The 18,275-nt window shown below is 70.6% G+C and carries 14 protein-coding genes, 1 tRNA gene and 3 pseudogenes; 9 read left to right on the top strand and 9 right to left on the bottom strand.

All coding sequences use genetic code 11. The features are described from left to right. Window positions 1–142: 142 nt before the first annotated feature. Window positions 143–619: an ArsI/CadI family heavy metal resistance metalloenzyme gene (locus CW362_RS15805; protein WP_103550094.1), complete on the bottom strand. Its 477-nt coding sequence runs from the start codon at window positions 617–619 to the stop codon at window positions 143–145. A gap of 80 nt (window positions 620–699) precedes the next feature. Between CW362_RS15805 and CW362_RS15800 the strand changes: the two are divergent. Beyond that, window positions 700–1,136 (top strand): annotated as a pseudogene (locus tag CW362_RS15800) (ArsR/SmtB family transcription factor). 62 nt (window positions 1,137–1,198) lie between these two features. Next, window positions 1,199–2,680 (top strand): FG-GAP-like repeat-containing protein, encoded by a 1,482-nt coding sequence (locus CW362_RS15795; RefSeq protein WP_240657811.1) that lies wholly within the window; start codon window positions 1,199–1,201, stop codon window positions 2,678–2,680. Window positions 2,681–2,860: 180 nt separating this feature from the next. Here the strand turns inward: CW362_RS15795 and CW362_RS15790 are convergent. The 3 genes and pseudogenes from CW362_RS15790 to CW362_RS15775 all read right to left on the bottom strand — a co-directional run. Continuing rightward, a pseudogene (locus CW362_RS15790) lies at window positions 2,861–3,043 on the bottom strand (LysE family translocator); the annotation flags it as partial. A 14-nt stretch (window positions 3,044–3,057) separates the two neighbouring features. Further along, a pseudogene (locus tag CW362_RS45840) lies at window positions 3,058–3,213 on the bottom strand (DUF1152 domain-containing protein); the annotation flags it as partial. Between the two features lie 248 nt (window positions 3,214–3,461). Beyond that, window positions 3,462–3,535 (bottom strand) — tRNA-Gly (locus CW362_RS15775). 636 nt (window positions 3,536–4,171) lie between these two features. Between CW362_RS15775 and dcd the strand changes: the two genes are divergently transcribed. Both dcd and CW362_RS15760 read left to right on the top strand, forming a co-directional pair. Then, complete coding sequence (dcd, locus tag CW362_RS15765) at window positions 4,172–4,747, top strand: dCTP deaminase (protein WP_103550091.1); 576 nt, start codon at window positions 4,172–4,174, stop codon at window positions 4,745–4,747. 10 nt (window positions 4,748–4,757) lie between these two features. Next, window positions 4,758–5,255, top strand: coding sequence for a phosphoribosyltransferase (locus CW362_RS15760; protein ID WP_103550134.1), 498 nt, complete (start codon window positions 4,758–4,760; stop codon window positions 5,253–5,255). Between the two features lie 109 nt (window positions 5,256–5,364). Here CW362_RS15760 and CW362_RS15755 read toward each other — a convergent pair whose 3' ends face one another. The 5 genes from CW362_RS15755 to CW362_RS15735 form a co-directional block, all read right to left on the bottom strand. Continuing rightward, complete coding sequence (locus CW362_RS15755) at window positions 5,365–6,414, bottom strand: Yip1 family protein (protein ID WP_103550090.1); 1,050 nt, start codon at window positions 6,412–6,414, stop codon at window positions 5,365–5,367. Between the two features lie 102 nt (window positions 6,415–6,516). Continuing rightward, window positions 6,517–8,007 carry an FG-GAP and VCBS repeat-containing protein gene (locus tag CW362_RS15750; RefSeq protein ID WP_103550089.1) on the bottom strand — a complete coding sequence of 497 codons (1,491 nt, stop codon included), beginning with the start codon at window positions 8,005–8,007 and terminating at the stop codon, window positions 6,517–6,519. Window positions 8,008–8,284: 277 nt separating this feature from the next. Further along, window positions 8,285–9,751, bottom strand: a complete 1,467-nt coding sequence (locus CW362_RS15745) for an FG-GAP repeat domain-containing protein (protein ID WP_103550088.1) — start codon at window positions 9,749–9,751, stop codon at window positions 8,285–8,287. Between the two features lie 80 nt (window positions 9,752–9,831). Further along, window positions 9,832–10,047, bottom strand: coding sequence for a hypothetical protein (locus tag CW362_RS15740; RefSeq protein WP_162684093.1), 216 nt, complete (start codon window positions 10,045–10,047; stop codon window positions 9,832–9,834). A gap of 196 nt (window positions 10,048–10,243) precedes the next feature. Beyond that, window positions 10,244–12,520, bottom strand: coding sequence for a (Fe-S)-binding protein (locus CW362_RS15735; RefSeq protein ID WP_103550086.1), 2,277 nt, complete (start codon window positions 12,518–12,520; stop codon window positions 10,244–10,246). 264 nt (window positions 12,521–12,784) lie between these two features. Here CW362_RS15735 and CW362_RS15730 point away from each other — a divergent pair, with 264 nt between their 5' ends. The 5 genes from CW362_RS15730 (at window position 12,785) to CW362_RS15710 (ending at window position 18,229) form a co-directional block, all read left to right on the top strand. Further along, window positions 12,785–13,900 (top strand): MraY family glycosyltransferase, encoded by a 1,116-nt coding sequence (locus CW362_RS15730; protein ID WP_103550085.1) that lies wholly within the window; start codon window positions 12,785–12,787, stop codon window positions 13,898–13,900. Window positions 13,901–14,047: 147 nt separating this feature from the next. After that, window positions 14,048–15,892, top strand: coding sequence for a molecular chaperone DnaK (dnaK, locus tag CW362_RS15725; RefSeq protein ID WP_103550084.1), 1,845 nt, complete (start codon window positions 14,048–14,050; stop codon window positions 15,890–15,892). Continuing rightward, window positions 15,889–16,548, top strand: coding sequence for a nucleotide exchange factor GrpE (gene grpE, locus CW362_RS15720; RefSeq protein WP_103550083.1), 660 nt, complete (start codon window positions 15,889–15,891; stop codon window positions 16,546–16,548). Before dnaK ends, grpE begins: the two co-directional genes overlap by 4 nt. 33 nt (window positions 16,549–16,581) lie before the next feature. Next, on the top strand, window positions 16,582–17,769 hold the full coding sequence (dnaJ, locus tag CW362_RS15715) for a molecular chaperone DnaJ (protein ID WP_103550082.1): 1,188 nt from the start codon (window positions 16,582–16,584) through the stop codon (window positions 17,767–17,769). Window positions 17,770–17,776: 7 nt separating this feature from the next. Then, on the top strand, window positions 17,777–18,229 hold the full coding sequence (locus CW362_RS15710; RefSeq protein ID WP_103550081.1) for a heat shock protein transcriptional repressor HspR: 453 nt from the start codon (window positions 17,777–17,779) through the stop codon (window positions 18,227–18,229). Window positions 18,230–18,275 lie beyond the last annotated feature (46 nt).

Raw genomic sequence — 18,275 nt, 5'->3', positions numbered from 1 at the left:
CGAGGCAGTGTGCAACTGCCGCCCCCCGCTTTCCAACGGAAAAAGCCTGCGGCCGATCCGCGGCGAGACCTTGGTTCCGGCGCGGGCGCGTCGTGGAGGGGGGCGGCACGGCGTGGGGCGGACGGGTACGGGTTCGTTCGGATCATTGGCCGCAGGCGCATCCGGCGGTCGTGGGGGCCGCTCCCTCGGTGGCCTGCCCGGTGCAGCAGCCGTCACCGGCCGCGCCCGGGGCGGCGCTCCTGCCGAGGGTGTCGGCGTCGGCCTTCACGACGTACACCTCCCACGGTTCCTTGCCGGGGCCGTGCACCCACACCTTGTCCTGGAGGGCGTAGCAGCAGGAGGTGTCGTTCTCCTCGAGGGTGGCCAGGCCGGCGTCCCTGAGCCGGGTGGTGGCGGCGCTGACCTGGTCGGTGGACTCGACCTCGACGCCGAGGTGGTCGAGGCGGGTCTCCTCGCCGGGGGCGCCCTCGATGAGGACGAGCTTGAGCGGCGGTTCGGCGACGGCGAAGTTGGCGTAGCCCTCGCGCCGCTTGGCCGGTTCGGTGCCGAACAGCTTCGAGTAGAAGGCGATCGACGCTTCGAGGTCGCTGACACGCAGGGCGAGCTGAGCGCGGGACATGGCGGGTCTCCCATCGGCTTGAATCGATGTCTGTCGATACAAGCTTTGCGCCTTGCATCGAAGAATGTCAACATAGACACATGTCGAAACAAGGGCTCGTGGTGCTCGGCCGGGGCGACGAGAACGGTGCGTGCTGCCCCGGCCTGGCGACCGCGCCGCCGGACCGGGACCAGGCGGCCGGGCCGGCCGGGCTGTTCAAGGCGCTGGGTGATCCCGTGCGGCCGGGGCTGCTGTCGATGATCGCTTCCCGGGCGGGTGGAGAGGTCTGCGTCTGCGACCTGACCTCGGCCTGTCCCGGCCGACGATCTCGCACCACCTCGAGCTGTTGCGGCAGGCCGGTCCGATCGACCGCGAGCGGCGGGGCACCTGGGTCCACTACTGGGCCCTGCCCGCCGCCCTCGACCGGCTCGCGGCCTTCCTGAAGCCGTCGGGGGCCGCACGGAGCGGGTGGCGAGACGGGCGTGTCAGGAGCCGCGTACAACCTTGCGGCACCCTCATGGGTCAAGTGGGGCGGTAGAGCTGTGCGTTGTGCAGTTCTCGCCTTCCCGCCGCCCGTCTCGTCCCGCACGAGGAGTTCCGTTGCGCAAAGCAGTCACGGCCATGGCCGTGCTCGCCCCCCTCTTCGCCGTCACGCTCACTCCGGCGACGGCTTCGGCGACCGCTCCCTACAAGGGGGCCAACACCGCGGCCGTCCAGGACGACTTCAACGGTGACGGCTATCGCGACCTGGCCGTGGGCGCCCCCGAGGCCGCCGACGGATCGGTGGAGGAAGCCGGTGCCGTGGTCGTTCTGTACGGGGCGGCGTCGTCCGTGAGCGCCACGCGGCGGACCGTGATCACGCAGGCGACCACCGGGATCCCCGGCGCGTCCGAGGACGGGGACGAGTTCGGCTCGGCGGTCGCCAGTGCCGACCTGGACCGGGACGGGTACGCGGATCTGGTCGTCGGTACTCCTCGTGAAGACGTCGACGGCAAGAAGTCCCGGGGCTCCGTGACCGTCGTGTGGGGTGGGCCCCATGGCCTTCAGGGCGGCGCAAGCATCTCCCCGCCCCCGGGGTTCGGGGACGGCATGACCTACTGCGGATTCGGGATGTCCCTGGCCACGGGAGACATGAACGGGGACGGCGCCCCGGAAGTGGGCATCGGTTCGCGCTGCGAGTCGGCCTCCTACACGGGCCCCTTCACCCGCACCGGCAAGGCCGCCACCCGCTACCAGGAATGGCGCGTCAACGCCCGCGGTCTGGTGATGGGCGACGTGAACGGCGACGGCAGGGCGGAACGGTTCTGGCTGCCCGGCCCCTCGGACGACGACGTCCGCGGATCCGTGCTGGCCGACAACGGCCCGATCGGCGACGACCCCATGACGACCTGGCCCACGGAACTGCCGCTCGCCGACGGCTACGCCGGCCAGATCGGCGACGTCAACGGCGACGGCTACGGTGACCTCGTCACCGCCATCGCGGACGACGAGTCCACGATGAACATGCCCGGTGCCGCGCACCGCGGCGGCGAGATCCAGGTTCTCTACGGAAGCGCGAAGGGCATCACCGCCGACCAGCGGCCGAAGATCTTCCACCAGGACACGGCGGGGGTTCCCGGCACGGCGGAGAACGGCGACCGCTTCGGCCAGTCGCTCAGCGTCGGCGACGTCAACGCCGACGGCTACGCCGATGTCCTCGTCGGTGTCCCCGGCGAGGCCCTCGGTACGCGCGAGACGGCCGGCTCGGCCGTCCTGCTGCGCGGCTCCGCCACGGGTCTGACCACGGCCAAGGCGGCCGGATACACCCAGGACACGGCCGACGTGCCCGGCGCCGCCGAGACCGGCGACCAGTTCGGAGCGTCGGTCCACCTCGCCGACCTCGACAAGGACGGCAAGGCCGAGACGGTCGTCGGCGTTCCCACGGAGAACAACGACGGTTGCCTGTGGATCGCCCGGGGCTCGACCACCGGCCCCGTCCTCAGGGGTTCCGCCACCCTGTGCGGCAAGAGCGCCGGCATCACCGTTCGCGGCGTGAAGGGCTACTTCGGGGCGGCCCTGACGAGCCCTCACATCGCCTTCTAGGGCTTTCCGCGAGGAGAGGAGGGTGTACGGCCCGTCGTGGCCGTACACACCCTCCTCTCCTCATCCTTTTCCCCGCGCGCCGCGAGGGCGTGCACGGTTCCGTGCCTCTCCGTTCGCCGCGCTTCGAGCACGCAGTTGGACGCTCAGTCGAGGGATCGATCCGCTGCCGTCCGCGCATGATCAGGGCTGAGTCGCTGCCACTTTGACGCCGAATCCGAGCAGAACGATGCCGGTGACCCGATCCATGACCCGCCGCACGACAGGCCGCTCGAAGAACGCGCGTGCTTTCGCCGGCACCATCACGTAGCTGCCGAGCCAGACGAGCGTCAGCACGGCGTGCAGGAGAACGAGGAGCGTCATTCCCACGTGCGGTGACAGTACTGCTCCGCCTCGGCGAGGGTCTCCGTCGCGAGGACGGCGCGTGCGAGCTCGTTGCGGCTGAGGGTCTCGTCCAGGTCCGCTTCGTGGACGGTGGGGCCTTCGTCGGTGAGCGGGACCGGCAGCCCGGCGTCTCTGACCTCGCAGAGGCCGATCAGGAGGCGGTCCCACGCGTAGGTGAGGATCATCGCCGGACTGTCGTCACCCCCGTGGAGGGCCGCGTCGAGCATCGCGGCGGCGACTGCGTCGCCCCCTCCCCCTGCCGACACGATCAAGCGGGTCACCCTCGCAGCGTACGGGGTTGCCTGCCGACCACTCACCCTATGGACGACATGGTGCGCGCGCGCCACCCATCGGCCCGGACAACAAAGAACCCCCGGGTCGTCGACCTGGGGGTTTCACATGGAGCGGGTGACGAGAATCGAACTCGCACTCTCAGCTTGGGAAGCTGATGTTCTACCACTAAACTACACCCGCGTAAGACGCCGGCTGGGCCGGTGCCGAATGCTCGCTCACTGTACCTCATGCCCGGCCCCCGGCGTCGAAGCCGCGGGGCCCGCTTGCGTTCAGGGGGGCTGACGAGGCTGCGGGGGACCGGAGTTGGGGCGTACGGTGGGGGCGGCGAAGAGAGTCCGGGCGGGGTCGGAGTGCCGCCTGGAGGGCCACCCTTTTCATCCCGTAATGTGGCTTTCGGCGTCAGGGGATCAGCCTGATGCGGCTCATGGGGAAGGGACTCTGGGACTTGATGGAGCGCACCGTCGTCCGTTGTGCCGAGGGGCACGTGTTCAGCACCGCTTCGTTCCCGATGCAGCGGGCCGAGCGGCTCGGCCCCGGCCGGCTGCTCCGGTGTCCACGGTGTGCCCGGCTCCGCAGTGTGGTGCCGGTGGCCCTGGAGAGGGCAGTGCCGGAGCAGTAGGACGCAGGGGCAGCGGCAGTGCGACGGGGCGGGCGCGGCAGGAACGTGTCGGCGCCGGGGCACCGCCGTGACGGCGACGGCGTGGTGACGTGACAGACGCGGCGGGGTCGTCGTGACGGACGGAGCGGGTGAACGGCACGGGCGCGCGGGACCGCCACGATTGTGGTGGCTCCGCGCGCCTTGCGTATCCTCAGGACGTGCTTCTCTCTGACAAGGACATCCGGGCCGAGATCGACGCCGGGCGGGTCCGGATCGATCCCTACGACGAATCCATGGTGCAGCCGTCGAGCATCGATGTGCGGCTCGACCGCTACTTCCGGGTGTTCGAGAATCACCGTTACCCCCACATCGACCCCTCGGTCGAGCAGGCGGACCTCACGCGGCTCGTCGAGCCCGAGGGCGACGAGCCGTTCATCCTCCATCCCGGGGAGTTCGTTCTCGCCAGTACCTACGAGGTCATCTCGCTGCCCGACGACATCGCCTCGCGGCTCGAGGGCAAGAGCTCGCTGGGGCGGCTGGGGCTGGTCACCCACTCCACCGCCGGGTTCATCGACCCCGGGTTCTCCGGGCACGTGACCCTCGAGCTGTCCAACCTGGCGACCCTGCCGATCAAGCTGTGGCCGGGGATGAAGATCGGGCAGCTCTGCATGTTCCGGCTCAGCTCGCCGGCCGAGTTCCCCTACGGCAGCGACCGGTACGGCTCCCGTTACCAGGGCCAGCGCGGACCGACCCCCTCGCGGTCCTTCCTGAACTTCCACCGCACCCAGGTCTGAGGCGATGACCATGCCCCCCGCGCGCGAGAACCTCACCTACGAAGGGTTCGGCGTCGCCGTGCGCGAACTCGCCCGGACCATCGCCGACGACGGGTACGAGCCCGACATCGTGCTCTCGATCGCCCGTGGCGGCGTCTTCGTCGCGGGAGGGCTCGCCTACGCCCTCGACTGCAAGAACATCCATCTGGTGAACGTCGAGTTCTACACGGGGGTGGGGACGACGCTGGAGATGCCGGTCATGCTGGCCCCCGTCCCCAACGCGATCGACTTCTCCGACAAGAAGGTCCTGATCACCGACGACGTCGCCGACACGGGCAAGACGCTCAAGCTCGTGCACGACTTCTGCGTCGGCGAGGTCGCCGAGGTCCGCAGCGCCGTGATCTACGAGAAGACCCAGTCGCTCGTGAAGTGCGAGTACGTCTGGAAGCGGACCGACGAGTGGATCAACTTCCCGTGGAGCGCCGAACCCCCCGTCGTCCGGCGGACCGGGCAGGTGCTCGACGCGTAGGCGCGGGGCGCCGCCGCGACGGTTCGCGGACGTGACACGAGAGGGGCTCCCGGCACCGCCGGGAGCCCCTCTCGTGTGCCCTGGACGGGCGTGTGCGCCGTCTTCGGCGTCAGAACGTGCCCAGCTTGATGATCGACAGGATGGCGATCAGCTGGATGGACGAGGCGGCGAGGGCCTTCGGCCACGGGAGGTCGTGGGACTTGCCGACCATCAGGGTCAGCAGGGCGCCCGCGGCGACCCAGGTGATCCAGCCGAGGAGCTTGACGAAGGACGCGTCGCCGCCGAGGAACATGGCGAAGACCAGCCGCGGGGCGTCCGTTATGGACATGATCAGCATCGAGAGGCCGACCGTGGGCTGCCAGGCGCCGTCGCCGCCGAGCTGGCGGGCCAGGGTGTGGGTGACCACGCCCAGGACGAACGTGCTGAGCACGAGCGCGACGGCGGTCGTCAGGACGATCGGGACGGCGTTGGAGAGGGTCGCGTTGATCGCGTCCTCGCGGGCGCCGTCGAAGCCGAAGACCGCCAGCAGGCCGTAGAGGAATGTCACGATCAGGGCCGGGGCCCACATCGTGTAGTCGCGCATCTGGAGGAAGGTCCGGTTCGGGGCCGTCACCATGCCCGTGAGCAGGTCCTTCCAGTGCAGCCGGGGGCCGACCGGCGGAGCGGCCGCCTGGCCCGCCCGGTAGGTGTCCCCCTGGTTGTAGGGGTCCTCGCCGATCGAGAAGGCCTGGGTGTGGCCGGGGCTGTTCGCGGCGTACGGGTCAGGGCCCTGCTGCGGGTGCCCGTCGCCGAAGTACTCCGGCTCGCCGTGTCCGCCGCCGTGCCCGCCGCCCTGGGGCCAGCCGCCCTGCTGTCCACCGCGGTAGGGCTGCCCGCCCTGCGGTCCGCCGTACGGCTGCTGTCCCCCGTACTGCGGCTGCGGTGGCGCGGGCGGGTAGCCGTACGGCTGTTGCCCGCCTCCCCGGGGGGACTGCTGCCCACGTCCCTGGGAGGACTGTCCGTACGACGGTTGTTGTTGCGGTCGCCCTTGCGGGGCACGGTTGTCCCGGCCCCCGCGTCCGATCCTGAATCCAGCCACGTCATCGAACGTACCTGGTCCTGGAGGACGGTGTGCGAGGGCCGGGGCAACGGGCCCGGCATTGGGTCCGAGCTGTGACATCCCCTAAGGGAGCGCCGCGGGCGGCCCCTACGGGGGTGGCTGTCCGGCGGAACGCCGTGGTGAGAGGGGCCGCCCGGACGAGGACGGCCCCTCCGTAGGCGATCAGTCGGCGAAGAGGGCGCCGAACTGGGGGGTGCCCGACGTCGAGACGCCCGACGCGTCCGGGGCGACGAAGCGTGAGCCGGTCGCGGTGATCACGTGGCCGTCGGAGGGCAGGTAGACGACCGCGCCGTCGGCGGAGTTCTCGTACGAGCCGACGAGCAGGTCGGCCTTCCCGTCGCCGTTGACGTCGTCGAGCTTGACGTCCGCGCCGAACAGGTCGCCCTTCTCGTCGTTGCCGGGGACGCCCGCCGTGCTCTGCGCGAACGCCTGGATGCCGGAGGAGACGTTGATGCCGGACGCGGAGCCGTACATGACGGTGACCATGCCGGTGTTGGTGACGCCGCCGAGGTCCTCGTTCGGGGCCGAGACGACCAGGTCCTGGTAGCCGTCGCCGTTGATGTCGCCCATGTCCAGCTCCCAGCCGAAGCCGTCGCCCTTCTCCGAGGAGCCGGGGACGTTGCCGCTGTTCTGGGTGACCCCGGTCGTGCCGGCCGGGCCGGACGCCGAGCCGTAGGTGATGTTCACCTTGCCGCCGTTGGCGGAGTCCGGGATCGGGGTGCCGTCGTCCAGGGTGCCGTCCCAGCCCGCGCCGCTGACGATGTCGCCGAAGCCGTCGCCGTTGATGTCGCCGATGCCGGTGATGATGCCGGTCTTGAGGGCCTTGGCGGACGCCACGCTCAGGCCGCTCGCCGTGCCGGGCACGTAGTAGTTCGTGTTCCAGCCGTCGGACTGCGTCTCGAAGCCGTCGACGATCAGGTCGGTCCTGCCGTCGCCGTTCACGTCGCCCGCGGTCAGGCTCATCGGGCCGTAGGGGTTGTCGTTGGTGCCCGACTGGATCGGGGGCTTGATCGTCGTACGGGACCCGGGGGTGCCGGACGTGCTGAAGCCGCCCTTGTAGACGTAGAGCGTGCTCGCCGAGCTGCCGACCACGAGGTCGGCCTTCCCGTCGCCGTCGAAGTCGCCGGCGGCCAGGTCCTTGCCCCAGTAGTCGTGCGAGGAGGGGGACGGGTCCGGGACGTCGATGCTCTTGCCGGTGAGACCGCTCGCGGAGCCCCAGAGGATGGCGAGGGCGCCGCCGTTGGTGTCGGTGCCGACCTTCTCCGAGGGGGAGGCGACGGCGAGGTCGTCGTATCCGTCGTGGTTGAAGTCCGCGTACGCCGTCTCGGCGCCGAACGCGTCGCCGGCCTCGGCGGTGCCGGGGACACCGGTGGTGTTCTGGCTGATCGTGGAGCGCTTGGCGGACGACACGCCGGTGGCCGTGCCGTAGAGGGCGACGATCTGGCCGGCGCCCGCGTGACCGCTGACGGAGGCGCCGTGGGCCGAGACGGCCACGTCACCGATGTGGTCGCCGTTGAAGTCGGCCTGCGGGACCCTGGCGGAGTCCGCGGCGGTCGCGGTCGCGGCCGAGAACGTGAGCAGACCGCCCGTCAGCGCGGCGGCCGTCGCCGTCGCGAGGGCCAGTCGCACGTGGTGCGGGTGACGCTTGTGCATGCGGGGTTCTCCTGCGGCATGCGGGGACGCTTGGGGGCGCGTCCAGAGTCGATGGGTTGCCGTACCACCCGTGTTCATCTGGAGTTGTTCCGGGCATGGCGGGGTGGTCGTCCAACAGGAGACCGGTCAAGGTGGTTGAGGGTTGTACGTGCATTCGAAGAATTTTTGAGCCGTGCGGGATTCACGGGGTGCGGCACCCCGGCCACGCCGAAGCCGCCCGGCCGCACGGTGCGTCGAGGCCGCGTCGCCGGACGGTGCACGGGCCGGCGGCGCGGTACTACGTCAGCCGCAGCGGAACGCCGATGTCGTCCGGTGTGAAGAGCCGTGTCTCCTTGGGAGCGAACCCGTCGTCCGTGCCCCGCAGCACCAGATATGCGCCCTTCCTCTTCTCGTACAGCGGCCCGAAGACGACCGCGTCCATGTGGCCGTCGCCGTCGACGTCGAGCAGCGGGGGACGCTGGCCGAAGGCGTTCCAGTCGTACGGGTTCGGGGTGCCGGGCAGGCCGTCGGTCTTCGAGTCGATCCCCTGCTCGCCGTCGAGGGACTGGGTCCCGTCCGCCCCGCCGGGCAGCAGCGTCACCTTGCCGTCGTGGCCCCGGAAGGTCGGGGTGTTCACGACGACGTCCGGTCTCCCGTCGCCGTCGACGTCGCCGACGGCGGGCGACGAGCCGAAGCCGCTGGAGTACCAGTCGGCAGCGCCTGTGCTGCCGATCACGGTCCGCTCGCGGCCGGTGTCCAGACCGGACTTCGCCCCGTACAGGATCGTCAGGGTGCCCGTCGGGAACTTGGTGTGCACGAGCAGGTCGGGGAGGCCGTCGCCGTCCGCGTCCCCGGTCTCCGGGACACCGGGCTCCGTCAGGCCACCGATGATCTTCTCCTGACGGGTGTCCCGCACGAGCCCCCGTTCGCCGCCCTCGTACACGCCGATCGAGTGCAGGTCGGAGGGCGGGCCCTTGCCCTCCTCCACCTCTGACTCGTCCTGCTCGAAGTCGAGGGAGTACGTGAACACCACCTCGGCCCTGCCGTCGCCGTCGAAGTCACCGGTGGTGGCCGTGGCGGGTGTGACATAGCCGTGCTGGCTGAGGTCGAGAACGGCCTGCCGGGCCGGTGTCCCCTCGCGGTCGAAGGGGCCGTACAGGAGCAGCCCGTCGCCGCCCTTCCCGGTGGCGTTGGGGTTGCCCGAGCCGCTGTGGCCGCCGTGGCCGCCGTCGAGCAGGTCCACGGAGCCGTCGCCGTCGAAGTCGGCGGCGGCCAGCGGGCGGAAGCCGGCGGGCAGATCGAGCCGGCGGGCGCCGCTCAGCCCGTGCGCGCCGCCGAACAGCGCGAAGGTCTCGCGTGCGGTTTCGCCCGTACCACGGCTGCCGACCAGGTCCGTGAAGCCGTCGCCGTCCAGGTCGGCGCGCAGGGGCGCCGACGTGAAGACCGCGTCCGGCTCGGTGCCGGCCGGAGTCCGTCGTGCCGTGGTGGTGACGAGGCCCGTGCGCGATCCGTAGACCACGACCAGGTTCTCCGCGTGTTTCTTCCCGTCCTTGGACTTCGACCGCACGACGTCCACGAAGTCGTCGTAGCCGTCGCCGTTGAAGTCGCCGGGGTCGGAGTGTCCGGCGGGCTTTCCGGCGGCGGGCCTCGTGGTGGCGGGGCGGGAGGAGCGGCCGCCTCCGAAGAGCCCGCTCGCGCCGGACCCCGCGACCGTGAGCAGAAGGGCGCACCCCAGGACGGCGGCCGGACGGTGGCGGGTGCGCATGGCGGGCTCCAAGAGCGGCTACGGGGCCGGACGGGGATCAGGGGGTGTCGGGGGCGGACTCGTCGACACGTCCTGATCCGTCAGGTCTCCGACAGGAACGCGGCGGTGGAGAAGGTGACGTCGGCGGCGGCCTCGCCGCCCTTGTCCTGCGGGACGGGGAGCCGGGCGGGGGCGTCGGCGGCCCGCACGGGTGTCCGGCCGGGGGATCCGGCGCCGTGGGTGGGGCCGCGGGCGGCGAGGAGGAGGACGCGGCCGAGAGCCGTCGCCGTACGTGTCCCGCGTGTTCGCCCGTGCACCGCTCACCTCGTCAGCCCCGTGGAAAGCGACGGGATCATGATGCACGCGTTCGGGTTACGGCGACACCCCCGTGCTCCGGGGAGCACGGGGGTGTCGGTCGTACCGATCCGGACCGGGCCGGTCGGCTGCGCCTGACGGGCCGGGTCAGGCGGCTGTGTCAGACAGTCGTGCCGGACGGTCGTCCGGGCGGGGCGGCTACTTCACCGGCTCCGGCTCGGGCTCGTTCTCCGACTCGGCCGCGCCCGCCGGGGGCTCTTCCTCGACCGGGGTCTTGACGGACTCGAGGAGGAGCTGGGCGACGTCGACGACCTGGACGGACTCCTTGGCCTTGCCGTCGTTCTTCTTGCCGTTGACCGAGTCGGTCAGCATGACGAGGCAGAACGGGCAGGCGGTGGAGACGATGTCGGGGTTCAGCGACAGGGCCTCGTCGACGCGCTCGTTGTTGATGCGCTTGCCGATCCGCTCCTCCATCCACATCCGCGCGCCGCCGGCGCCGCAGCAGAAGCCGCGCTCCTTGTGGCGGTGCATCTCCTGCTGGCGCAGGCCCGGGACGGCGGACATGATCTCGCGCGGGGGCGTGTAGACCTTGTTGTGGCGGCCCAGGTAGCACGGGTCGTGGTACGTGATCAGACCCTCGACCGGGGTCACCGGGAGCAGCTTGCCCTCGTCGATGAGGTGCTGGAGCAGCTGGGTGTGGTGGATGACCTCGTAGTCGCCGCCGAGCTGCGGGTACTCGTTGCCGATGGTGTTGAGGCAGTGCGGGCAGGTGGCGACGATCTTCTTCGCCGACTTCGGCTTCTTGGTCGACTCGTCCTCGTCGTCCTCGCCGAAGGCCATGTTCAGCGCGGCGACGTTCTCCATGCCGAGCTCCTGGAACAGGGGCTCGTTGCCGAGGCGGCGGGCGGAGTCACCGGTGCACTTCTCGTCGCCGCCCATGATCGCGAACTTGACGCCCGCCATGTGCAGCAGCTCCGCGAAGGCCTTGGTGGTCTTCTTGGCGCGGTCCTCCAGGGCGCCGGCGCAGCCGACCCAGTAGAGGTACTCGACCTCGGAGAGGTCCTCGATGTCCTTGCCGACGACCGGGACCTCGAACTCGACCTCCTTGAGCCACTCCAGGCGCTGCTTCTTCGCCAGGCCCCAGGGGTTGCCCTTCTTCTCCAGGTTCTTGAGCATCGTGCCCGCCTCGGACGGGAACGCGGACTCGATCATCACCTGGTAGCGGCGCATGTCGACGATGTGGTCGATGTGCTCGATGTCGACCGGGCACTGCTCGACGCAGGCGCCGCAGGTGGTGCAGGACCACAGGACGTCCGGGTCGATGACGCCGTTCTCCTCGGCGGTGCCGATCAGCGGGCGCTCGGCCTCGGCGAGGGCGGCCGCGGGAACGTCCTTGAGCTGCTCCTCGGACGCCTTCTCCTCGCCCTCCATGGACTTGCCGCCGCCGGCCAGCAGGTACGGGGCCTTGGCGTGCGCGTGGTCGCGCAGCGACATGATCAGGAGCTTGGGGGAGAGCGGCTTGCCGGTGTTCCAGGCGGGGCACTGCGACTGGCAGCGGCCGCACTCGGTGCAGGTGGAGAAGTCGAGCAGGCCCTTCCAGGAGAACTGCTCGACCTGGGAGACGCCGAAGACGTCGTCCTCACCGGGGTCGGTGAAGTCGATGGCCTTGCCGCCGGAGGTCATCGGCTGGAGGCCGCCCAGGGCCGTCCCGCCGGTCGCCTCGCGCTTGAACCAGATGTTCGGGAACGCCAGGAAGCGGTGCCAGGCCACGCCCATGTTGGTGTTGAGCGAGACCACGATCATCCAGATGAACGACGTGCTGATCTTCACCATGGCGGTGAGGTAGATCAGGTTCTGCAGGGTGGTGACGCTCAGGCCCTTGAAGGCCAGGACCAGCGGGTACGAGGCGAAGTACCCGGCCTCGTAGTGCTCCACGTGGTGGATGGCGCCCTCGAGGCCGCGCAGGGTGTAGATCGCGAGGCCGATGGTGAGGATGACGTACTCGACGAAGTACGCCTGGCCGGCCTTGGAGCCCGCGAAGCGGGACTTGCGGCCCGGGCGGGACGGCAGGCTCAGCAGGCGGATCGCGATGAGCACGGCGATGCCGAGGATCGTCATCACGCCGATGAACTCGATGTACAGCTCGAACGGCAGGAAGTCGCCGATGATCGGCAGCGTCCAGTCGGCCTGGAAGAGCTGGCCGAAGGCCTGGGCGAGGGTCGGCGGCAGGGTCAGGAAGCCGATCGCCACGAACCAGTGGGCGAAGCCCACGATGCCCCAGCGGTTCATCCGCGTGTGGCCGAGGAACTCCTTGACCAGGGTCACGCTGCGCGCGTAGGGGTTGTCGGTCCGGGTGCCGGCCGGGACCGGCTGGCCCAGTTTGAAGTACCGGACGAACTGACCGATGGCGCGTGCGAGCAGCGCAACGCCGACCACGGTCAGGACCAGCGACACAATGATCGCGGCGAGTTGCATTCGGGGGCTCCTCGGGCCTGCGAGGTGTTCTTCGAGGTGGTCTCGAAGGTGATTACTAAGCGGTAACTTATGCAGTCCGTCTGAGACTACCCACTTCCTTCGCCGCACTGTAGTCAGCGGTGCGGTGATCTGCGTCGCTGAGGGAAGCCTGAGTGGGCGCCCGGGAGGCGGGTACCGGGTCCGATTCGTCCGATGACGACAAGACACGTGAACCCGATCGTGTTATTCACCCAATACTGTGACAATTCCCCCTAAATTGGCGACGTGCTGTACGGAATCACGGCCGCCACCGCCGCTCTGCTCCTGACCGCCGCACTCGCCGCGCTGCTGCGGTCGCTCGCCCTGCGCCTCGGCCCGGCCGACGGGGCGGGGCCTCCCGCGCGCCGGGCGAGACCACGGGCCCCCGGGAGGGGCAGGCCCGTTCCGCTCCTCGGCGGGCTGGCCGTGGCGGGCACGACGGCGCTCGTCGGCTGGGCCGGGGACTGGACCGGAGCCGCCCCGCTGGGGCCGGAGGCCGGGGGGCTGCTGGTCGCCGGGATCGCGGTCGCCCTGCTCGGACTGGCCGCCGACCTGCTGCCCGTGCCCCCGGTGGTGTGCGCGGCGGGCGTCACCGTCGCCGCGGCCCTGACCGTCCCCTACGACGAGCTCGGCGTGCCGGCCGGGATCCTGGCGGTGGCCTGGACCGTCTTCGTCACGCAGGCCTTCCGCTCGCTGGACCACGCCGACGGGGTGATGGGGACGGTCGGCGTCGTCACCGCGTTCGCGCTCAGCGGGTGCGCGGCCGCCGAGGTCATGGACGGGCTCGCCGCGCTGCTCAGTGTGCTGGCCGCCGCCCTCACCGGCTTCCTCATGCACGGATGGCCGCCGGCCCGGATCGCGCCGGGGCGGTGCGGATCGCTGTTCGCGGGGTTCGTGCTGGCCTCGGCGATCGTGCGGGTGCACGCGGAGCGGCCCGCCGGGCCCGGCCTCGGCGCCGCCTTCGCCCTGACGGCCGTGGCCGGCGCGGACGTCGTCCTGGTCCTGGTGTCGCGGCGGCGGGCGGGACGGCCGCTGCTGCGGCCGGCGCCGGACCATCTGGCGCACCGGCTGCGGCGGGCGGGACTCACCCGGCAGGGGGTCGTGGTCGTGACGGGGGCCGCCGCGTTCGCAGCCGCGCTCGTGGGGCTGTGCATCGATCTCGGGTGGCTGGGGGCCGGGGCCGCCTGGTGGCCGGCCGGTGCCGTGGCGGTGGTCGCCGTCGTGGGGGCCGTGCGCCCCGGGCCCCGTCCGCGGCGGGACCGTCCGCATGCGATCCCCGCCCCCGGGGGACCCGTTCCGAGGGCGCTCGGGCGTCCGGGGCGCCCCCGTCCGGAGGCGCCGGGCGCGGTGAAGGTTCACTGACTCTCTGATGAAACCGCAGCTCAGAGGCTCCATGCGTGTAAGGAACGGATAAGAGTTGAGCCCCTGCGACTCAGGTCTGTTGACCACGGGGCGGACGTCGTGCACACTTGAGTCCGTTCCACTCAAGTCATTGCTGGAGGAATCGAAATGGCACGTGCGGTCGGCATCGACCTGGGCACGACTAACTCCGTCGTCAGCGTTCTCGAAGGCGGCGAGCCCACCGTCATCACCAACGCCGAAGGCGCCAGGACCACGCCGTCCGTCGTCGCCTTCGCGAAGAACGGCGAGGTGCTCGTCGGCGAGGTCGCCAAGCGCCAGGCGGTCACCAACGTCGACCGGACCATCCGTTCGGTGAAGCGTCACATGGGCACCGACTGGAAGATCGAGCTCGACGGCAAGAGCTTCAACCCGCAGCAGATGAGCGCCTTCATCCTGCAGAAGCTGAAGCGTGACGCCGAGGCGTACCTGGGCGAGAAGGTGGCCGACGCGGTCATCACCGTCCCGGCGTACTTCAACGACTCCGAGCGCCAGGCGACGAAGGAAGCCGGCGAGATCGCCGGTCTGAACGTCCTTCGCATCGTCAACGAGCCGACCGCCGCCGCCCTGGCGTACGGCCTCGACAAGGACGACCAGACGATCCTCGTCTTCGACCTCGGTGGCGGCACCTTCGACGTGTCCCTCCTGGAGATCGGCGACGGCGTCGTCGAGGTGAAGGCCACCAACGGTGACAACCACCTCGGTGGTGACGACTGGGACCAGCGCGTCGTCGACTACCTGGTGCAGCAGTTCCGCTCCGGCCACGGCGTGGACCTCGCCAAGGACAAGATGGCGCTCCAGCGTCTGCGCGAGGCCGCCGAGAAGGCCAAGATCGAGCTGTCCTCGTCCACCGAGACCTCGATCAACCTGCCCTACATCACGGCGTCCGCCGAGGGCCCGCTGCACCTGGACGAGAAGCTCACGCGCGCCCAGTTCCAGCAGCTGACGGCCGACCTCCTGGAGCGCTGCAAGACGCCGTTCCACAACGTCATCAAGGACGCCGGCATCCAGCTGTCCGAGATCGACCACGTCGTCCTCGTCGGCGGCTCGACCCGTATGCCCGCCGTCGCCGAGCTCGTCAAGGAGCTGACCGGCGGCAACGAGGCCAACAAGGGCGTGAACCCGGACGAGGTCGTCGCCATCGGCGCCGCCCTCCAGGCCGGTGTCCTCAAGGGTGAGGTCAAGGACGTCCTGCTCCTCGACGTGACCCCGCTGTCCCTCGGCATCGAGACCAAGGGCGGCATCATGACCAAGCTCATCGAGCGCAACACGACGATCCCGACCAAGCGGTCCGAGATCTTCACGACGGCCGAGGACAACCAGCCGTCCGTGCAGATCCAGGTCTACCAGGGCGAGCGCGAGATCGCGGCGTACAACAAGAAGCTCGGCATGTTCGAGCTGACCGGTCTGCCGCCGGCCCCGCGCGGTGTCCCGCAGATCGAGGTCGCCTTCGACATCGACGCCAACGGCATCATGCACGTGACCGCGAAGGACCTCGGCACGGGCAAGGAGCAGAAGATGACCGTCACCGGCGGCTCCTCGCTGCCGAAGGACGAGGTCGACCGCATGCGCCAGGAGGCCGAGAAGTACGCGGAGGAGGACCACGCCCGCCGCGAGGCCGCCGAGACGCGCAACCAGGGCGAGCAGCTCGTCTACCAGACGGAGAAGTTCCTCAAGGACAACGAGGACAAGGTCCCCGGCGAGATCAAGACCGAGGTCGAGGCCTCCGTCGAGGAGCTCAAGGGCGCGCTCAAGGGCGAGGACATCGCCGAGATCCGCACCGCCACCGAGAAGGTCGCCGCGGTCTCGCAGAAGCTCGGCCAGGCCATGTACGCCGACGCCCAGGCCTCCCAGGCCGCGGGTGGCGACGCCCACGGCGCCGAGGCCCCGAAGGCCGACGACGACGTCGTCGACGCGGAGATCGTCGACGAGGACCGCCGGGACGGTGCCGCGTGACGGAGGAGACCCCGGGCTTCGAAGAGCAGCCCGACGTCCCTTCCGGCGCCACCTCTGACGACGCCGAGCCGCAGACCGCCACCCCCTCTGCGGAGGGGGCGGCGGCCCCGGACGGGGACGCAGCAGCACAGTTGACCGGCCTGACGGCCCAGCTGGACCAGGCGCGCATGGCACTGACCGAGCGCACCGCGGACCTCCAGCGGCTCCAGGCCGAGTTCCAGAACTACCGCCGCCGCATCGAGCGCGACCGGATCGCGGTCAGGGAGATCGCCATCGCGAACCTCCTGACCGAACTCCTGCCCGTGCTCGACGACATCGGCCGCGCGCGGGACCACGGGGAGCTCGTCGGCGGGTTCAAGTCCGTCGCCGAATCCCTGGAGACCGTCGCGGCGAAGATGGGACTCCAGCAGTTCGGCAAGGAGGGCGAGCCCTTCGACCCGACGATCCACGAGGCCCTGATGCACTCGTACGCGCCGGACGTCACGGAGACGACGTGCGTGGCGATTCTGCAGCCGGGGTATCGCTTCGGCGAACGCACCATCCGCCCCGCGCGGGTGGCCGTCGCCGAGCCGCAGCCCGGGGCCCAGCCGGTCAAGGCCGAGGAGCCGGCCGAGGCTGCGGACGACAAGGAGAGCGGTGGCCCGGACGAGGGCTGAGCTTGAACGGACGAGGGAGGAGGGACGTCGGGGATGAGCACCAAGGACTTCATCGAGAAGGACTTCTACAAGGTCCTCGGCGTCCCCAAGGACGCCACCGAGGCCGAGATCAAGAAGGCGTACCGGAAGCTCGCCCGCGAGTTCCACCCGGACGCCAACAAGGGCAACGCCAAGGCCGAGGAGCGCTTCAAGGAGATCTCCGAGGCGAACGACGTGCTCGGCGACCCCAAGAAGCGCAAGGAGTACGACGAGGCACGCGCCCTCTTCGGCAGCGGTGGCTTCCGGCCCGGTCCCGGCGCCGGCGGCGGCAACTTCAACTTCGACCTGGGTGACCTCTTCGGAGGCGGTGCCCAGGGCCAGGGAGCGGGAGGAGCCGGCGGCTTCGGCGGCGGCATAGGTGACGTCTTCGGGGGCCTGTTCAACCGCGGCGGCGCCGGCCCGGGCACGCGTACGCAGCCCCGGCGCGGCCAGGACATCGACACCGAGGTCACGCTCTCCTTCACGGAGGCGGTGGACGGCGCGACCGTTCCGCTGCGCATGACCTCGCAGGCGGCCTGCAAGGCCTGTTCGGGCACCGGCGACAAGAACGGCACACCGCGCGTGTGCCCGACCTGTGTCGGAACCGGCCAGGTGGCGCGGGGCTCGGGCGGCGGATTCTCGCTCACGGACCCGTGCCCGGACTGCAAGGGCCGCGGCCTGATCGCCGAGCACCCCTGCATGGAGTGCCAGGGCAGCGGCCGGGCCAAGTCGTCCCGCACGATGCAGGTCCGGATCCCCGCGGGGGTCAGCGACAACCAGCGGATCCGGTTGCGCGGCAAGGGCGCTCCCGGAGAGCGGGGAGGCCCGGCGGGGGACCTGTACGTCACGGTCCACGTCGACACCCATCCGGTCTTCGGCCGCAAGGACGACAACCTCACCGTCACCGTGCCCGTCACCTTCGCGGAGGCGGCGCTGGGCGGCGAGGTGAAGGTGCCGACGCTGGGCGGCCCCCCGGTGACGCTGAAGCTGCCGCCGGGCACCCCCAACGGACGCACCATGCGCGCCCGGGGCAGGGGCGCGGTCCGCAAGGACGGCACCCGGGGCGACCTCCTGGTCACCGTCGAGGTGGCGGTCCCCCAGGACCTGTCCGACAAGGCTCGTGACGCCCTGGAGGCGTATCGCGAGGCGACCGCGGGTGAGGACCCGCGGGCGGAGTTGTTCCAGGCCGCGAAGGGAGCATGACGGAGCCATGGACACGACCGGTCGTCGACGCAACCCCTATGAACTGACCGAGGAGACCCCGGTCTACGTCATCTCGGTTGCGGCCCAGCTCTCCGGACTGCACCCGCAGACCCTGCGTCAGTACGACCGGCTCGGTCTGGTCTCCCCCGACCGCACGGCCGGCCGGGGCCGCCGTTACTCGGCCCGCGACATCGAACTGCTGCGCACCGTGCAGCAGTTGTCGCAGGACGAGGGCATCAACCTGGCCGGCATCAAGCGCATCATCGAGCTGGAGAACCAGGTGGCCGCGCTCCAGTCCCGCGTGGCGGAGCTGGAGTCGGCCCTCGACGGCGCCGCGGCCGCCATGCAGCAGCGCGAGGCCGCCGTGCACGCCTCCTACCGGCGTGACCTGGTCCCGTACCAGGAGGTCCAGCACACCAGCGCGCTGGTGGTGTGGCGCCCCAAGCGGGCGGCCGAGTAGTTCATCACGCGAAGGGGCCCGGCGGTTCGGACGAACCGCCGGGCCC

This window comes from Streptomyces populi, assembly GCF_002911015.1.
GTDB classification, from domain to species: Bacteria; Actinomycetota; Actinomycetes; order Streptomycetales; family Streptomycetaceae; genus Streptomyces; species Streptomyces populi.
This window is presented reverse-complemented; position numbering and strand designations above follow the sequence as displayed.